Origin of the sequence: Arthrobacter sp. CC3, from assembly GCF_039907775.1 — a bacterium.
GTDB lineage: Bacteria > Actinomycetota > Actinomycetes > Actinomycetales > Micrococcaceae > Arthrobacter.
In genome coordinates, this window is the sequence record NZ_JARCCY010000032.1 from 23705 (window position 1) to 39015 (window position 15311).

The window sequence follows — 15311 nt, forward strand, 5'->3', positions numbered from 1 at the left end:
CAGCGCAGGCGCCGCATCAGGGACCTATTCCCCTTGTTCCGCAACGCGGGTTCAATGGAGTGTTACCCGTATGCATGCGTCCTGTGGGTGCGTCCTTTCAGTGCGTGCTCAGACGTGGCAGCTAACCAGACGAAGGCGGGTCTGCCTGTGAAACTTGTGCTCCGGTATCCGCTGGTTGCGGGCACGGTACTGGCCCTGATGGCTGTCGCCGTCCTGGTGATGTCCGGCCAGCCGGTGGTCGCCCAGCTTGCCGCGAGCGGCTATGCCCTGGCGGTGGCGGCCTACCTGTCCGTCGGCATGATCCGAAGGCTGCGCGGCGGGCACTGGGGCATCGATATCCTGGCCGTCACGGCGATTGTCAGCACGGTGCTGGTGGGCGAGTTCATTGCGTCCATGATCATCGTGCTCATGATGGCCGGCGGCACGGCCCTTGAGGACTACGCGGCAGGCCGGGCCAAGAGCGAACTCAGTGCCCTGCTGGCGCGCGTCCCGCAGACGGCCCACCGGGAGCGGACCGGCGGTGCAGGGAACGCCGCCACGCAGAGCGGCGCCAGCAACGGCACGGCGGAAAACGGCGCGGCCGAGGACGTTGCGGCCACGGACGTCCTGGTGGGTGACATCCTGCTGGTCAAACCGGGCGAAGTGGTCCCGCTGGACGGTGTGCTGCTCTCCGATACCGGCACGTTCGATGAATCCTCCCTCACCGGCGAAAGCCTGCCCGTGGAGCGCACGGCGGGCGAGGGCATTATGAGCGGCTCCGTCAACGGCGAGGCCGCCGTCCGGATCCGGGTTACCGCCGTCATGAAGGATTCCCAGTACAGCCGGATCGTGGCACTCGTTAAGGAAGCCTCGGAAAGCCGCGCCCCCATGGTGCGCCTCGCCGACCGGTACGCCATCCCGTTCACGGCCTTTGCCTATGCGCTGGGTGCCATCGCCTGGATCGTCAGCGGCAGCCCCACCCGCTTCGCCGAAGTCCTGGTGGTGGCCACACCCTGCCCGCTGCTCATCGCGGCGCCGGTGGCGTTCCTGGGCGGCATGAGCCAGGCGGCCAAGTCCGGCATCATCGTCAAGTACGCGGGTGTCCTGGAACAGCTTGGCAGGGTGCGCACCGCAGCCTTCGACAAGACCGGCACGCTCACCTACGGCCGGCCCTCACTGGTGGCCATCGTCACCGCCGATTCCATGGGCCAGGACGAACTCCTCCGGCTGGCGGGCTCCGCGGAACAGTACTCCTCCCACGTCCTGGCAGCGTCCGTAATGGAGGCCGCCGCCTCTCGCGACCTTCGTTTCGAGACCGCCAGTGAGGCGATGGAGCATGCCACGCACGGGGTGCGGGCGGTGTTCGACGGACGGGAAGTGGTGGTGGGCAAGCCGTCCTTCGTGGCCGAATTTGCGCCAGGCGTCGTGGAAGCGGACCTGGCCAGCGGCCAGCTGGCCATCTACGTGGGCATCGGCGGGGTGTACGTCGGGGCCCTGGTCATGAGCGACCCGCTGCGCGCCGAGGCGCACCGGACCTTGGCCGAGCTTTCCGCGCTCGGGGTCACTGAAACGGTAATGCTGACCGGCGACGCCCTCGCCACAGCCAGGCACATCGCGGCCGAAGCCGGGCTCACGGATGTCCGGGCCGAGTGCCTTCCGCCGGACAAAGTGGAAGCAGTGAAGTCCCTGCCGCACCGCCCCGTGATGATGGTGGGCGACGGCGTCAACGACGCCCCCGTGCTGGCAGTGGCCGACGTCGGAATCGCCATGGGCGCGCGCGGTTCCACCGCGGCAGGCGAGTCTGCCGACGTCGTGATCATCCTGGACGATCTGTCCAAAGCGGCGCATGCCGTGCGGATAGGGCAGCGCACCGTCAGGGTGGCGATGGAGAGCATCTGGATCGGCATCGTGCTGAGCGTCGGGCTCATGGTGGCGGCAGCCGCGGGCTACGTACCCGCCATCGCCGGGGCACTCTCGCAGGAACTGGTGGACCTGGCCACCATCCTCAACGCGCTGCGCGCCCTGAGCCCCGGCCGGAACGTGGCACCGGCCAGGGATCAGGCCGAGCCTTCCACGTCCGCGATCACCCGCACCGTTTTGAGGTAACTGTCCGGGTTGAGCGAGATGGAGTCGATGCCCTCGCCCACCAGGAAGGCCGCGAAATCCGGATGGTTGCTGGGCCCCTGGCCGCAGATCCCGATCTTGATTCCGGCCGCGTGCGCCTTGCGGATGGCTTCGCTGATCATCGCCGTGACGGCGCCGTCGCGTTCATCGAACAGCGCGGCCAGCTGCTCCGAATCCCGGTCCACGCCCAGGACCAGCTGGGTGAGGTCGTTGGAACCGATGGAGAAGCCGTCGAACTTCGGCGCGAACTTTTCGGCCAGGACCACGTTGGAAGGGATCTCGCACATCATGTACACCTGCAGGCCGTTTTCGCCGCGCACCAGGCCGTTCTGGTCCATGACCGCCAGCACCCGGTCCGCTTCGTCCGGGGTGCGGCAGAAGGGGATCATCACAATGACGTTGCGGAAGCCGATGGTTTCCCGGACCCGTTTGAGCGCGGCGCACTCCAGCGCGAAACCCTCCCGGTAGCGCTCGTCGTAGTACCGCGACGCGCCGCGGAAGCCCAGCATGGGGTTCTCTTCGGACTGCTCGAACGAGCCGCCGCCGATCAGGTGCGCGTACTCGTTGGTCTTGAAATCGCTGAGCCGGACGATCACCGGGTTCGGGTGGTAGGGCGCGGCGATCTTGGCGATCCCCAGCGCCAACGCCTCCACGAAATACTCCCGGGGGTCCGCGTAGCCGCTGGTCAGTTCCTTGATCCGCCGGGCGTCGTCCGGGTCCGTGACCCGCTCCGGATGCACCAGGGCCATCGGATGGACCTGGATCAGGTTGCTGATGATGAATTCCATCCGGGCCAGGCCAACCCCCGCCGCGGGCAGCCGCCACCACTGGAAGGCGGCTCCCGGGCTGGCGATGTTCACCATCACGGCGGTGCGGGTGGCGGGAAGGGCGCCCAAGTCCACGTCCTCGGTATCGAACGGGACCGTGCCCTCGTAGACCCGGCCCTGGTCGCCTTCCGCGCAGCTGAGCGTCACCGCCTGGCCCTCACCCAGGACGCTGGTTCCGTTTCCGGTGCCGACGACGGCGGGAACCCCCAGTTCGCGGCTCACGATGGCCGCGTGGCTGGTGGTGCCGCCGTGGTCCGTGACAATCCCCGAGGCCCGTTTCATCACCGGGACCCAGTCCGGGTCCGTCATCTCCGTGACCAGGATGGCGCCGTCGCGGAAGGTGTCGATGTCCCGGGTGCTCCGGATGACGCACGCCGTGCCGTGCGCGATGGAATCCCCGATCGCGGCACCGGAGGCCAGGACCTTGCCCGTCCCGCGGAGGTGGTGGATGGTGAAGCGCGTCCCGCTCTTGAGCGCCTGGACGGTTTCGGGCCGCGCCTGCACCATGAACAGCTCCCCGGTGGCGCCGTCGCGGGCCCACTCCATGTCCATCGGGCGGCCGTAGTGGTCCTCCACCGTCACTGCCCAGCGCGCCAGGTCCAGGATCTCGGCGTCGGCCAGCACGAATGAGCTCCGTTCCTCCGCTGAGGTATCTACCATCCGGGTCCGCGCGTGGCCGCCCCGGCTGTAGACCATCTTGCGGGCCTTGGAGCCGAGCGTCTTCTCGATGATCGGGGCCAGGCCGGTGTCCGCCAGCAGCGGCTTGAACACCACGTACTTGTCCGGGTTGATGCTGCCCTGGACCACGGTTTCGCCCAGGCCCCAGGCCGCGCTGATCACTGCCGCGCGGGGAAAGCCCGAATCGGTGTCGATGGAGAACATCACACCGGACGCCCCGACGTCGGACCTCACCATCCGCTGCACACCGATGGAGAGGGCCACGTCCAGGTGCTCGAATCCCTTCACCTCCCGGTAGCTGATGGCCCGGTCCGTGAACAGCGATGCGTAGCAGCGCCGGCAGGCGTCCAGGAGCTCGCGTTCGCCGGAAATGTTCAGGAATGTCTCCTGTTGCCCGGCGAAGCTGGCGTCCGGGAGGTCCTCCGCGGTGGCGCTGCTGCGGACGGCAACGGAGGGCCGGTCCACTCCGGCCCTGTCGGCGAGGGCGCGGTAGTGGCTGCGGATTGATTCGGCGATGTCCGCCGGGAATTCGCTGTCCAGGAAGAGCTCCCGGATGGCCTCGCCCGTGGAGCGCAGCGACGTCTCGCCGGCCCGGTACTCCCCGATCCGGGCGCGCATGGCGGCGTCGATGCCGTTGGCTTCGACGAACGTGCGGTAGGCGGCGGCCGTGGTGGCGAAGCCGTCCGGCACCCGCACGCCCCGGGACTTGAGGGAGCGCGTCATTTCCCCCAGCGACGCGTTCTTGCCGCCCACCTGGGGCACATCCGCCATCCCGATTTCGTCGAACCACACCACGTGGCTTTCAGTCATGGCCTCTCCCGCCGCTTGGTCCTCCATGGATTGATCCTCGTTCGCCGGACCCCCGCGGGTCAGAGGCTTTGGACCTGCGGTGCCGGACCACTTTGTACAGCCAGTCCGCGATGATGACGGCGGGAATGGCGGCGAGCGCCACGGCAAGGCCCCCGGGCGACGGCGGTGCGTGGCCCAGCAATGCGGCGATGGGGCCGACGAACAGGAAGACCAGCAGCAGCCCGACTTCCGCCAGCACCGCCCAGACCAGCAGCCTGTTGGTGGCCCAGCCCAGCCGCCACGGCGGGGTGCTGGCGCTGCGGCAGGCGAACGCGTTGGCCAGTTGCGCCAGCACCACGGTGGTGAAGGCCGCCCCGGAGGCCGCCATGAGCACGTCCGACACGGGTAGTTCCGCGCCCGGCCGCCAGCCGGCACCGAGGAGCACTGCGGTGTAGGCGGTCATTTCGAAGAGGGCCTCCACCGGACCCAGCAGGCCGAAAACCCGGAACATCAGGGCGCGGTCCATCAGGTGCCTCCGCTCCGGCGGCCGTTTCAGCGTGCCCTTGCTGGGGGCTTCGCTGCCCAGGGCGAGCGCCGGGAGCAGGTCGGTGCCGATGTCGAGGGCCAGGATCTGGAGCACGCTGAGCGCCAGCGGGAAGCGTCCGCCGGAGAGTGCCCAGATCACGAAGGGGGTGAGCTCGGCGACGTTGTCCGTCAGATGGTAGGTCAGGAACCGCCGGATGTTCGCGTACGTGGCGCGGCCCTGCTCCACGGCGGCGATGATGGTGGCGAAGTCGTCGTCCAGCAGCACAAGGTCCGCCGCTTCGCGGGCCACGTCGGTACCGCTCAGTCCCATGGCAATGCCGATGTCGGCCTGCTGGAGGGCGGGGCCGTCGTTGACGCCGTCGCCGGTCATCGCCACCACGTGGCCGCGGTGCTGGAGAAGGCGTGCCACGCGGAGTTTCTGTTCCGGGGTGACCCGGCTGATGACCACGCCGTCGCGGTCCAGCAGGGCGGTCAGGACGGCGTCGTCCTCAGGGAGGGTGTGGCCCTCCAGCACCAGCTCGGGTGAACCGATCAGCCCGGTTTCCCGGGCGATGGCGGCCGCGGTGAAGGCATGGTCGCCGGTGACCATGGCCACCTTGATTCCAGCCTCGCGGGCCGCCTCGAGCGCCAGGCGCACTTCGGCCCGGGGCGGATCGTGGAGGCCGATCAGCCCCAGCAGCGTCAGCCCCGCTTCAACCTCCTCCAGCTTGACGCTTTCGCCCGGCAGTCCGGGCAGGCTCCGCTCGGCCACGGCCAGTACCCGCAGCCCGTGCGAGGCCATCTGGTCAACCATCTGCAGGGCGCGTTCGGCGCCGCTTTCGCCACACAGCGGAATCACGGATTCCGGGGCACCCTTGACGTACAGCATGGTGCCGACGATCGCGGATTCGCGCAGCCGGCGCGGGTCGAAGGCGAAGCGGTGCGACACCTCGGGGTCATCGGGCTTGTTCCCCGGGCCGGCCAGCCGGATGGCAAGCGCATCAATGGCGGCCTCCATCGGGTCACCCTCGGCGATCCACTGCCCGTTGTGGAGCACGGCACGCCCCGCGGAGGCGGCCAGCGCAGCGGTGCTGAGGTGCCGGGCTTCCCCGGTTCCCTTCCCGGTGACTTCGGCCTCGGGCCCGTAGCCCGCACCGATGATGCTGAGCAGCCCTGCCGGGGTCCAGACCTCGACGGCGTTCATCCGGTTCTGGGTGAGTGTGCCGGTCTTGTCCGTGCAAATGAAGGTGGTGGAGCCGAGGGTTTCCACCGCCTCCAGGTTCCGGACCAGCGCGTTGCGCTGCGCCATCCGCTGCGCCCCGACGGCCAGCGAAAGCGTCACCGTGGGCAGCAGGCCCTCGGGCACCAGCGCCACCGCCACCCCGATCGCGAAGAGGAACGCGTCGCGCCAGGAAATACCCACCAGCAACGAGAGGATAAAAAACAGCACGCCGATCCCCAGCGCCACCGTGGCCGTGATGCGGACAATCCGCTGCAGCTCCAAGGCCAGCGGGGTTGGAGGCGCCTCCACCTTGCCGGTCAGCGCGGCGATTTCGGCGAGACGGGTGCCTCCGCCGGTGACCGTGACAATTCCTTCAGCCTCGCCGTTAACCAGGAACGTGCCACCGAGGACGGCGTCGCCCGGGACCTTGGCTACGGCTTCGCTTTCGCCGGTCAGCATCGACTCGTCCACCGAGCAGCCGGCGGCAAGCACCAGCCGGAGATCCGCGGGGACCCTGTCGCCGGCAACCATCACCACCACGTCGTCCGGCACCAGCTCGGTGGTGTGGACCTTGACAATGCGGCCGTCCCGGCGGACCGACACGATGGCGGGAAGCAGCTCACGGAGCCTGGCGGCAGCCCGCTGTGCACGTTCCTGCTGGATGTAGGCGAAGAGGCCGTTGACCAGGATCACCACGACGATCGCGACGGCCAGCTGCGGCATGCCGGCCACGTAGGCAAGTCCGGCCGCCACCCAGAGCATGATGGCAAAGAAGTGGGTCATTTCGGCCAGCAGTTTGCGCCAGCGCGGCACCGGGCGGACTTGCGGCAGCCGGTTGGGACCGACCTTCCGCAGCCGGAGGGCAGCCTCCTCCGAGCTGAGGCCCAGAGCGCGTGGCAATGCACCAGCTCCGGAGCCGGCAGCAGGAATCACGGCCGCAGCCCGCTGTTCACGGGCAGCGCCGAGCACACGACACCACGGCCCTCAGGAGGAACCCCATGGGTCGAGGATGCGGTCTAGGAGTTCAGGCTCCTAGGGTCAAAGGTCACCACTGTCCCGGTCCAGCGCGGGGAGCTCCAGCGCGGGGAGCTCCAGCGCCCGGAGGTAGGCAGCGAACCCCTGCGGTGCGCGGGCATGGGTGCGGCCCGACGTCAGCACCCGGATGGTGTCGGTGGCCAGCACGCTGTAAGCCTGCTTGCGCAGGTTCTCCACCAGGATCCGGTCCTCGTGGGCGCGCGTGCGGGGAAACCCGCCGGCCGCAAGGTACGCGGAGGCCCGCACGCCGAAATTCGCGCCGTAGATGTGCGGATGGTCCTCCCTGAACGGGTGCCGCTCCAGCCAGCGCCGCAGGACGGCAGGATCGGTCCCGGCCGGATCCGGCTCGACGGATCCCAGGACAGCGTCAGCCCCGGCATCGGCCAGTTCGACCTGGCGCACCAGCCAGTTCTCCGGGACGGCGGAGTCCGCGTCGGTATTGGCCAGCCAGACATGCCCCGGCCACTGCCCGGTCCACGGCCCGCTGTCTGTCAACCGCCCCGCGCCTGTCCACTGCCCGGCGGCAGCCACGACCCCGGCGGCGCGGCTGGCCCCGGTACTTCCCAGCCGGACCTGCACGGCCGCGAACCGCGGGTCTGAGGCGACATAGCCGGCCGTGATGTCCGCCGACCGGTCCGTGCAGCTGTCCAGCACCACCGTGATGGACAGCCGCATACCGGGCCGTTCCCGCTCCAACGCGGCAGCGGCGGCACGCAGCGCCGAGAGCGCCCGGTCAAGGTGCTGGTCCTCGTTGTGTGCCGGCACCACCACTGCCACCCGGTCGATGCCGGGACGGGACCGGACTTCCTCCGCGGGACAGCCGCCTGCCCGTTCGGTGGTCCCGCTGGTCATCTCAGGGCCGCTCCGGCCCCGGCGAAACAAACACCTCCAGGACGAAGTCCTTTTCCCGGTAAAGCCCTGCCGTTGGCCACCGGAGCTGCTGCCGGGCCAGAGCGTGCACGGTGTCCCCGTCCAGTTCCCAGCCGGTGACCGGGTGGCGCCAATGGCAGAGCAGCAGGGTTCCCCCGGGGTTCAGCGAGCCTTTCACCCGCGCGAACAGTTCCGCCAGCTCCTCCGCCGTCAGGTAGTACCCGGTCTCGGACACCACCACCAGGTCGAAGCGGCCATCCGGCCAGTACTGCGGGACCGTCAGGTGCAGGGTCCGGGCGGAGGGATGGGACCCCAGCCGCTCACCGGCCTGGACCAGGGCGGCGCTGCTGGCGTCCACCGCCACAAACTCCCGGCAGCGGGCCGCGAGCTCCACACTGAGCGTGCCGATGGAACAGCCGATTTCCAGTCCGGAACCGTACCCGGCGTCCGGCAGGACGGCCACGGTGAGCGCCCTCTTGCGCCTTTCGTACCAGCTGGTGGCGTAGCTCCAGGGATCGGTGGCCCCGGCGTGCACTTCGTCGAAGATCCGCTCGGCGTCGCCCGCGGTGTTGGCCCCGCCGGCGGGCCGGTGCCATGCGAACGTTTCCCAGGGGCGGGAGAAGTGATCGACAAAGCTGGCGGCAAGAAGCGCCTCGTCACCGGGCTGGTCGGACAGCGGCTGGATCTGCGAGGTGTGCGCCAGGAGGGCTGCCGCCTTGGCCCGCTGCTCATCCGCCGTCAGCGGCACGCGGACCCACGACGCCCAGGCGCCGTCCGCCGGGGACGCCCACAACCAGTACCAGACGGGGTACTCCAACAGCCCGTGCCCGCCCTGCGCGGCCACCTCGGCAGCCACGGAGCCCAGGACGTCGTGGTCCGTGTGGCCGTCCGAGCGGTACGGCGCAACGATAACCACCCGGTCCGCCGGGCGCCCGGACGCTGCGATCGATTCCCTGACGGCGGCGGCGATCCGGTCCCGGTCCGCGTCAAGGTGGCCGTCCCGGAAATGCAGGAACTCCCGGGCGGCTCCGGGGGCCAGCCCGGACACCGCCGCCCTGAACTCAGCGAGCCGGACGGCAGCCAGCTGGTCCGGCGTCGTGCTCGGGGAGTCCGGGTGGGAGGCCTCCCCCGCCGTGCACAGCAGCACGTCTATCGCCGCGCCGGCGGCGTTCAGGCGCGCGAGGAACCCTCCGGCGCCCAGGGTCTCGTCATCCGGATGCGCAGCCAGCACAACGAAGGCCATGCCCGCGAGTTCGCCCAGGTCCAGGGGGAGTTCCGGGAGGACGGCCAGGCCGCTTCCCTCCCATTCGGACTCGGCGGTGCCGGTATCGGCGTGTGAGAAGCTCACCACGAGCGGTCCCCCTTCAGGGTCAGGGCGCCTAGTTGCGCGTCGTCCCGCATGGCGTGGTGCTGGCGGAGGTACAGCGACAGGTCCGCCATGCGTTTTCCGTACTCTTCGTTGAAGGCCAGGGGGCCGGGGCCCAGGTTTTGGGCCACTACAGCCTGGATGCGTTCGACGGCGGCGGCGACGGTTCCGCGGACGCGCAGCGCCTCGCTCCACGCACCGGGGCCGGACAGCTCACCGGCGTCAATCCGCTCGGCCGTTCGCGCCAGGTAGCCGGACACGGAGGCGAGGAGGCGGTCCGTTTCGCCCAAATGGGCCAGCGCGATCTGGTCCGGTTCACGCCCGTTGACCGCAGCGGCGGTCAGCGCGGAGCTGAAATCGCGGGCCACGGCAACGGAGCCCCCGAACCAGCAGGCTGCAACGCCCATGCCTCCCCAGGCGAAGCCCGGCCGCTGGAAGTACCAGCCGGATCCACCCACAGGAACGGCGCTGACGCCGTCGAAGTGCACGGTGCCGCTGGGGATTTCCCGCAGGCCCCGGCTGGTCCACAGCGGCGTCTCGCAGGACACCCCGGGAGCATGCAGGTCCACTGCGAAAGCGGCCCGGCCGCCGTCTGCACGATGCGCGGTCAGCACGGCGCCGTCCAGGTGGGCGGCGAGCGAGCACCACGGCTTGGATCCGTTGAGGAGGTAATTCCCGGCGCCGTCCGGTGTTGCCTCGAGCAGCAGCCCGGGCCCCTCCGCAGCGAAAACGCCCCAGGCCCTGTCCGTTGATGAGTCCGCGAGAGGTGAACCCGCCTGGGTGAGGATGGCCAGCGCATCGAGGTGCGGTTCGAGCACCCGGCCTGCGGCGACATCCACGGAAGCCACCGACGCGAGAAGTTCCCAGAGCCGCGCCGTGCTGCCCTCGCCGGGCCGGGGCGCTGTCCGTCCGATCTCCCGCGCCAGGGCAAGAAGCGCCGGCACGTCTCCTGCCGCATCGCGCACGGCCCCAAGCAGCATGGCAAGGGTTTCGGGCGGCTCCGCTGCGGAACCGATGCGCACCGGGCGCGGTTTTGCCTCAGGATCCATTCCGCTGGCCGCTGCGCCGGCTCAGCCGTGGTCCGGTGCCGTGACGGAGGCCCCCGCGGACATGGTCTCGGCGTTCACCATCCACGCCAGCTGTTCCAGCCGCGCAATGCCGGCGTGGAGCAGGTCTGCGCTGGTGGGATCTTCCTCATCCACCTCGTCATGGACGTCGCGCATGGTCTTCACGGTGCGCTCCAGCCGGGCCGTGATCAGTTTGACGGCGTCCTTGGTGGAGGTGAGCCCTTCGGGGAACTGTTCCAGCCGGGTGTCGGCGGACACCGTGGTGCTCCTGCCGTCCGGCAGCGCGTGCAGGGCGCGCATCCGCTCCGCTGTTTCATCCGCGAAAAGCCTCACGCTAGTGACGATTTCATCGAGCTGCAGGTGGAGGTCGCGGAAGTTCGTACCCACGATGTTCCAGTGCGCCTGCTTGCCCTGGACGTGAAGTTCGATCAGGTCCGTGAGGACCATCTGGAGATTGCTGGCAAGGGTCGGTGAAGCCTTCATTTCTTCCTCCACTGCAGGCGGTGCGGGACGGGTTCGTGCCGCGTTAGCTTATTCTAAGCATACTTAGCATCTTGCCCGGGTGAAGTCACTTGACCAGGGCCAGCGCGAAGCCGTCCCAGCCCTTCGACCCCACGGTCTGCATGACCGTCGCGTCCAGCCGGGGATCCTCCCCCATCATTTCCAACGCGGTGACGATTCCCGGCGCGTTGACCTCGTCCAGGGTTGGATCCAGCAGCGCCCCCTCCCACACCACGTTGTCCATCACAATCGCGGTGCCCGGCCGGCCCAGCCTGACGGCCCAGTCCAGGTACTGCGGGTTGTTTTCCTTGTCGGCATCGATGAACACAAAATCGAACGGGCCGCGGCCGTCATCCTGCAGCCCCGGCAGGGTGTCCAGGGCTGCACCCACGCGGATGTCCACTTTGTGCCCCACTCCGGCAGCGTCCACGTTGGCGCGGGCCACGCCGGCATGTTTGGGGAGGTATTCGCACGTGATGAGTTCGCCGTCGTCGGGCAGTCCCTGGGCCATCCAGATGGTGCTGAACCCGGCCAGCGTGCCGATTTCGAGGATCCGCCGGGCGCCCGAAAGCTGCACCAGCAGCTTGAGCAGCTTCCCGGCGTTGGGCGCCACTTCGATGGCCGGCATCCCGGCGTCGACAGCGGACGTCACAGCCCGTTTCAGCGGGCTGCCGGGGCGGACGACGACGTCGGTCAGGTACTGCTCCACTGCCACCCACTGGGGCTCGGGCCGGTGCTCAATCATGGGCCCAGTCTCGCAGTTGCCCTTGCTGCGTGGGAAGCACCAAGGGCAGGCCGGAATTAGCCGGCGTCGGCGATGGCGCTTTCCAGCCGCTCCACTTTGGCGGTGAGCTCGCCGGAGTACCCGGGGCGGATATCAGCTTTGATGACCAGTGACACGCGGCTGCCGAAACGCCCTACAGCTTCGGTGGCCTGCTTCACCACGGCGAAGACCTCATCCCACTCACCCTCGATGGTGGTGAACATGGAGTCCGTGTGGTTGGGGAGGCCGGAATCCCGGACAATCTTCACGGCGGCAGCGACGGCGTCGTGGACCGAAGCGTCTGCGGATGCCGCGGCGGAAACGGCACCGGAATCAGAGGCGGATTCAGCGCTGAGGTGAGCCGGCTGGCCGGAGGGTGCAACTGAGAATGCGAGCAACATGGACCCAGTCTGCCACAGCGGAATTCCTCGATACATTCGTCATATAGGGAGTACATTCGCGGCTACCAATCAGTAACCCGGGCGCTCAGGCCCAGCGTTGCTAACCTTGAAAAATGAACCTCGCAGTGGAACGCAAGCCCCTCCGTGCGGATGCTGCGCGCAATGTGGACAAGATCATCACCGCCGCCCGCAACTGCTTCCGTGAGTACGGCCCGGAAGTGCCGTTGCAGACCATCGCCGTCACGGCCGGCGTCGGACCCGCAACCCTGTTCCGGAACTTTGCGGACAAGGAACAGCTGGTTCTTGCCGCGCTCAACCGCCAGCTCCGGCTGATGGTGGACCCCGTGATCGACGACGCCCTGGCCGGCCCCGATGCCGCCGACGGGCTGTTCCGCGTGATCGATGCGCTGATGGCAGCCGCCAGCGAGGATGCCAACCTGCTCGGCGCAGTGGCCGGACGCCGCGGCCTGCTGACCGGAATCACCGGCAGCCTCTTTGAGTCCGTGGCCGTCCTGCTGGGCCGCGGCCAGGGCCAGGGGACCCTGCGGACTGACATCTCCATGACTGACGTGATCCGCCTGCTGGCCATGCTGATCGGCGTCGTGGACACCATGGAACCCGGGTCCGATGCCTGGCGCCGCCCCGTAGCGCTGGTGGAGGACGCCATCCGCACGGAACGGCCCCACCGGCCGCTGCCTCCCCAGTCGCCGCTCCCGGGCACGGCCTTCGATTCGATCGTCCTGCCCTGAGTCTTCCTCGGGCGTAATTTCCGTCGGGCCGTAATTTCTATCGGGCCGCGGGCTCAGTCGTCCTGCCCTGAGTCTTCCTCGGGACGGTCCGTGTCGTCATGCGGCCGCTCGTCATGGAGCCGGCCGGCGTCCTCGGACCCGCGGCTGTAGGACGCCCTGCCGTCGGGGGCATGGATCTCGTCCAGGCGCTCGTTCAGGGCGTGCGCCAGGATATCCCGCTGCAACGCAGGCAAGGCGATGGCACCGTGGATGTAGGCTTCGACTTCAAATTGACCAGCGATGCCGCCAATGCTGAAATACCTCAGCCACAGCTCCTCGACCCGCAGGTCAGCGTTCCGGAGCATTTCCTCAAAGCGAAGCCTTTGCTCATCTTCGTCCTTGCCCAGGGCCAAAACGCACCCCCGCTCACCGGGGCAGCTGGGTGGAGGACACCAGCTCGACGGATATGTCACGGAGCGACCTTTTGGCCCGCCGAGACTCCATCAGCAGGTCCTGCATGGCCGTGTCCTCGTCAAGTCCGTGGCGGGCCATCAGGATTCCCTTGGCCACGGCAATAATTTCGCGGTGGGCCAGGGCGTCGCGAAGGTCCTCACTAATCATCCGGGCACTCTCGCGGGCCTGGGCATTGATCAGGAAGATGGTGGCCTGCGCGGCGAAGAGTTCCAACAGGCGCACGGTGGCGGGGCTGAAGCTGTTCTCATCACGGGCGTACAGCTTGACGGCGCCCAGCGCGGAATCTCCGGTGAGCAACGGTGCGCTGACGGAGGACCGCAACCCCAGCTCGGTGGCCGCACTGGCCCACGCCGGCCAGCGGTGGTCGTTGCGGACGTCGCTGACCAGCACCGGTTCGCAGCTCGCCCAGGCGAGGAGGCAGGGACCCTGGCCCAGGTCGTACTGGCGCGCGTCGGCAACCTCCACCAAGGTGTTGGAGGCACTCGCCGTATGTTTCCGGCCGTCGGCATCGATGAGTGTGACGCCCGCGCCCGCGGCGCCGGGCACGGCCGCTTCCGCAGCAGCGGTGATCAGCTCAAGGGCCCTGGATACCGTCTCGTCCGTCAGCAGGAGCTCGGAAGCACGGGCAAAGATTGCCGCCAGTTCGTCCGCGAGGGGTAGTTTTACCGCCATGGCCGCACCCACTCCACTGCTTTGCCGCCTTTCGCGAGTTGACCGGAACCCTTAAAAGCATAGCCTCAGGCGGGTCCGTTAGCCGGTGAAGTGGGTGGTGTCCGGCGCCGTATCGAATTTTCGCAGCAGGTCCTCGGCCACCACGCGGAGCTTGACGTTGCGGTTGCTGGAGACCTTGCTCAGGATGGCAAACGCTTCGGCCTGCGAGCAGCGGCTCTGTCCCATCACAATTCCCGAGGCAAGGTTGATGCTGGTGCGTGACTTCAAGGCCTCGAGAAGGTCGTCGTTGAGGTCCTTCGAGGCGCCGATGCGCACGGCCAGCCGCAGGGCTTTACCGGCCCGGGCCGCGAACGCTTCGCAAATGACGATTGCCTCGTCGTCGAACGCTCCTGCTTCCGGCGCGAAAAACGACACGGACGCCGCGGCCTCCGGATCCAACCGCAGCGGGAGTGACAGGACACTGAGCTGGCCGGCCCGCATCACGCCGCGGTTGTAGCGCGGCCAGCGGGAGTCGGTCCGGGCATCGGGCACGGAAACCGTAGCCCCGGACTCCACGGCGGCCAGCGGAGGGCTCTCGCCGGTAGCCTGCTGAATCTCCTCAAGCAGCCTCGCCCCAGGTCCGCTGCCGGCGGACGTCACGGACCGCCGGGAGCGCAGCAGGGTCACGGCGCACAGCACGGGAAGGCCCGTCGTCTTCCCGATGAAGCCCGCCGAGAACTCACACAGCTCCCGGAGGAAGTCCTGCACATCGGCACTCTCGAGGACCAGGTCCTGCAGCCGTTCCGCCAGGTACTGGCCCAGCCGGGCGCCCGTCACGGCCCGCCGCCGCTTCTCGAATCCCCTGCTCGACAGCCCGAGGCCGCGAGATTGTGGTGGCCGTCACACAATATTAGAATTGTGGAGGTTACGCAGTCAGCCACCGTTTCTCGTTTTGGAGTTCGACATGGACTACGGACTACGTTCACCTTCCCTTCCGGTACTGCCATGACCCGCCAGCAGCTTGCCTTGCTCATGAACGGCGACGCCGACCCGCTGCTGGTCATCTCGACGGCCAGCACGTCGGAACTGCAGGCACTCACAGACGCCCTGTTCAGGGACCTGGATACGTCCCACCCGGTGTTCGGGGCGCAGTTCTGGTACGACCTGGCGTTGGAAGAGTTGGACAACAGGAACAACGGAGCCTCCCCACAGGCCGACGACTTGGCTGTTTCAGATGAGTTTGGCGCGGCCTAGGCAACGCTGTTCGGCCTATGGGCAACGCTAATCGGCCCAGTCGCACCGTTCGGCCCA

The 15311-nt window shown here is 68.4% G+C and carries 14 protein-coding genes; 3 read left to right on the forward strand and 11 right to left on the reverse strand.

The window, feature by feature from the left end:
• The first annotated feature begins 147 nt into the window (after positions 1 to 147).
• Positions 148 to 2085 (forward strand): heavy metal translocating P-type ATPase, encoded by a 1938-nt coding sequence (locus tag PV761_RS17415; protein ID WP_347898641.1) that lies wholly within the window; start codon positions 148 to 150, stop codon positions 2083 to 2085.
• Here PV761_RS17415 and ppsA read toward each other — a convergent pair.
• The 8 genes from ppsA to PV761_RS17455 form a co-directional block, all read right to left on the reverse strand.
• A complete protein-coding gene (gene ppsA, locus PV761_RS17420; protein WP_347898643.1) occupies positions 2037 to 4418 on the reverse strand; it encodes a phosphoenolpyruvate synthase in 2382 nt (793 codons plus the stop codon). The two genes, PV761_RS17415 and ppsA, sit on opposite strands and share 49 nt — an antisense overlap.
• On the reverse strand, positions 4411 to 7044 hold the full coding sequence (locus PV761_RS17425) for a cation-transporting P-type ATPase (RefSeq protein WP_347898645.1): 2634 nt from the start codon (positions 7042 to 7044) through the stop codon (positions 4411 to 4413). Before PV761_RS17425 ends, ppsA begins: the two co-directional genes overlap by 8 nt.
• 138 nt (positions 7045 to 7182) lie before the next feature.
• Positions 7183 to 8031, reverse strand: coding sequence for a glycosyltransferase (locus PV761_RS17430; protein ID WP_347898647.1), 849 nt, complete (start codon positions 8029 to 8031; stop codon positions 7183 to 7185).
• Position 8032: 1 nt separating this feature from the next.
• The gene (locus PV761_RS17435) at positions 8033 to 9400 is read right to left on the reverse strand and encodes a PIG-L family deacetylase (RefSeq protein ID WP_347898648.1); all 1368 of its coding nucleotides are present in this window, start codon (positions 9398 to 9400) and stop codon (positions 8033 to 8035) included.
• Positions 9394 to 10395: an acyl-CoA dehydrogenase family protein gene (locus tag PV761_RS17440; RefSeq protein ID WP_347898685.1), complete on the reverse strand. Its 1002-nt coding sequence runs from the start codon at positions 10393 to 10395 to the stop codon at positions 9394 to 9396. Before PV761_RS17440 ends, PV761_RS17435 begins: the two co-directional genes overlap by 7 nt.
• A gap of 90 nt (positions 10396 to 10485) precedes the next feature.
• Positions 10486 to 10965, reverse strand: a complete 480-nt coding sequence (locus tag PV761_RS17445; RefSeq protein WP_028270657.1) for a DNA starvation/stationary phase protection protein — start codon at positions 10963 to 10965, stop codon at positions 10486 to 10488.
• 85 nt (positions 10966 to 11050) lie between these two features.
• Positions 11051 to 11728, reverse strand: a complete 678-nt coding sequence (locus PV761_RS17450; RefSeq protein WP_347898649.1) for an O-methyltransferase — start codon at positions 11726 to 11728, stop codon at positions 11051 to 11053.
• A gap of 56 nt (positions 11729 to 11784) precedes the next feature.
• A complete protein-coding gene (locus PV761_RS17455) occupies positions 11785 to 12147 on the reverse strand; it encodes a thiamine-binding protein (protein WP_347898650.1) in 363 nt (120 codons plus the stop codon).
• Positions 12148 to 12260: 113 nt separating this feature from the next.
• On the opposite strand from PV761_RS17455, the gene PV761_RS17460 reads away from it, so the two are divergent.
• Positions 12261 to 12896: a TetR/AcrR family transcriptional regulator gene (locus PV761_RS17460; protein WP_028270654.1), complete on the forward strand. Its 636-nt coding sequence runs from the start codon at positions 12261 to 12263 to the stop codon at positions 12894 to 12896.
• Between the two features lie 53 nt (positions 12897 to 12949).
• Here PV761_RS17460 and PV761_RS17465 read toward each other — a convergent pair whose 3' ends face one another.
• The 3 genes from PV761_RS17465 to PV761_RS17475 all read right to left on the reverse strand — a co-directional run bounded on the left by PV761_RS17465 (position 12950) and on the right by PV761_RS17475 (position 14837).
• Positions 12950 to 13240: a hypothetical protein gene (locus PV761_RS17465; RefSeq protein ID WP_347898651.1), complete on the reverse strand. Its 291-nt coding sequence runs from the start codon at positions 13238 to 13240 to the stop codon at positions 12950 to 12952.
• 61 nt (positions 13241 to 13301) lie between these two features.
• Positions 13302 to 14021: a GAF and ANTAR domain-containing protein gene (locus tag PV761_RS17470; protein WP_347898653.1), complete on the reverse strand. Its 720-nt coding sequence runs from the start codon at positions 14019 to 14021 to the stop codon at positions 13302 to 13304.
• 78 nt (positions 14022 to 14099) lie between these two features.
• Positions 14100 to 14837: a GAF and ANTAR domain-containing protein gene (locus PV761_RS17475; protein WP_051628826.1), complete on the reverse strand. Its 738-nt coding sequence runs from the start codon at positions 14835 to 14837 to the stop codon at positions 14100 to 14102.
• Between the two features lie 168 nt (positions 14838 to 15005).
• On the opposite strand from PV761_RS17475, the gene PV761_RS17480 reads away from it, so the two are divergent.
• Positions 15006 to 15254, forward strand: a complete 249-nt coding sequence (locus PV761_RS17480; RefSeq protein WP_043438273.1) for a hypothetical protein — start codon at positions 15006 to 15008, stop codon at positions 15252 to 15254.
• Positions 15255 to 15311 lie beyond the last annotated feature (57 nt).

What these genes read in the sequence shown, in the direction of transcription:
- ppsA (WP_347898643.1), bottom strand. Translation starts at nt 4,418, where the DNA reads ATGACTGAAAGCCACGTGGTGTGGTTCGACGAAATCGGGATGGCGGAT.
- PV761_RS17430 (WP_347898647.1), bottom strand. Translation starts at nt 8,031, where the DNA reads ATGACCAGCGGGACCACCGAACGGGCAGGCGGCTGTCCCGCGGAGGAA.
- PV761_RS17440 (WP_347898685.1), bottom strand. Translation starts at nt 10,395, where the DNA reads ATGCTGCTTGGGGCCGTGCGCGATGCGGCAGGAGACGTGCCGGCGCTT.
- PV761_RS17445 (WP_028270657.1), bottom strand. Translation starts at nt 10,965, where the DNA reads ATGAAGGCTTCACCGACCCTTGCCAGCAATCTCCAGATGGTCCTCACG.
- PV761_RS17450 (WP_347898649.1), bottom strand. Translation starts at nt 11,728, where the DNA reads ATGATTGAGCACCGGCCCGAGCCCCAGTGGGTGGCAGTGGAGCAGTAC.
- PV761_RS17455 (WP_347898650.1), bottom strand. Translation starts at nt 12,147, where the DNA reads ATGTTGCTCGCATTCTCAGTTGCACCCTCCGGCCAGCCGGCTCACCTC.
- PV761_RS17460 (WP_028270654.1), top strand. Translation starts at nt 12,261, where the DNA reads ATGAACCTCGCAGTGGAACGCAAGCCCCTCCGTGCGGATGCTGCGCGC.
- PV761_RS17465 (WP_347898651.1), bottom strand. Translation starts at nt 13,240, where the DNA reads ATGCTCCGGAACGCTGACCTGCGGGTCGAGGAGCTGTGGCTGAGGTAT.
- PV761_RS17470 (WP_347898653.1), bottom strand. Translation starts at nt 14,021, where the DNA reads ATGGCGGTAAAACTACCCCTCGCGGACGAACTGGCGGCAATCTTTGCC.
- PV761_RS17480 (WP_043438273.1), top strand. Translation starts at nt 15,006, where the DNA reads ATGACCCGCCAGCAGCTTGCCTTGCTCATGAACGGCGACGCCGACCCG.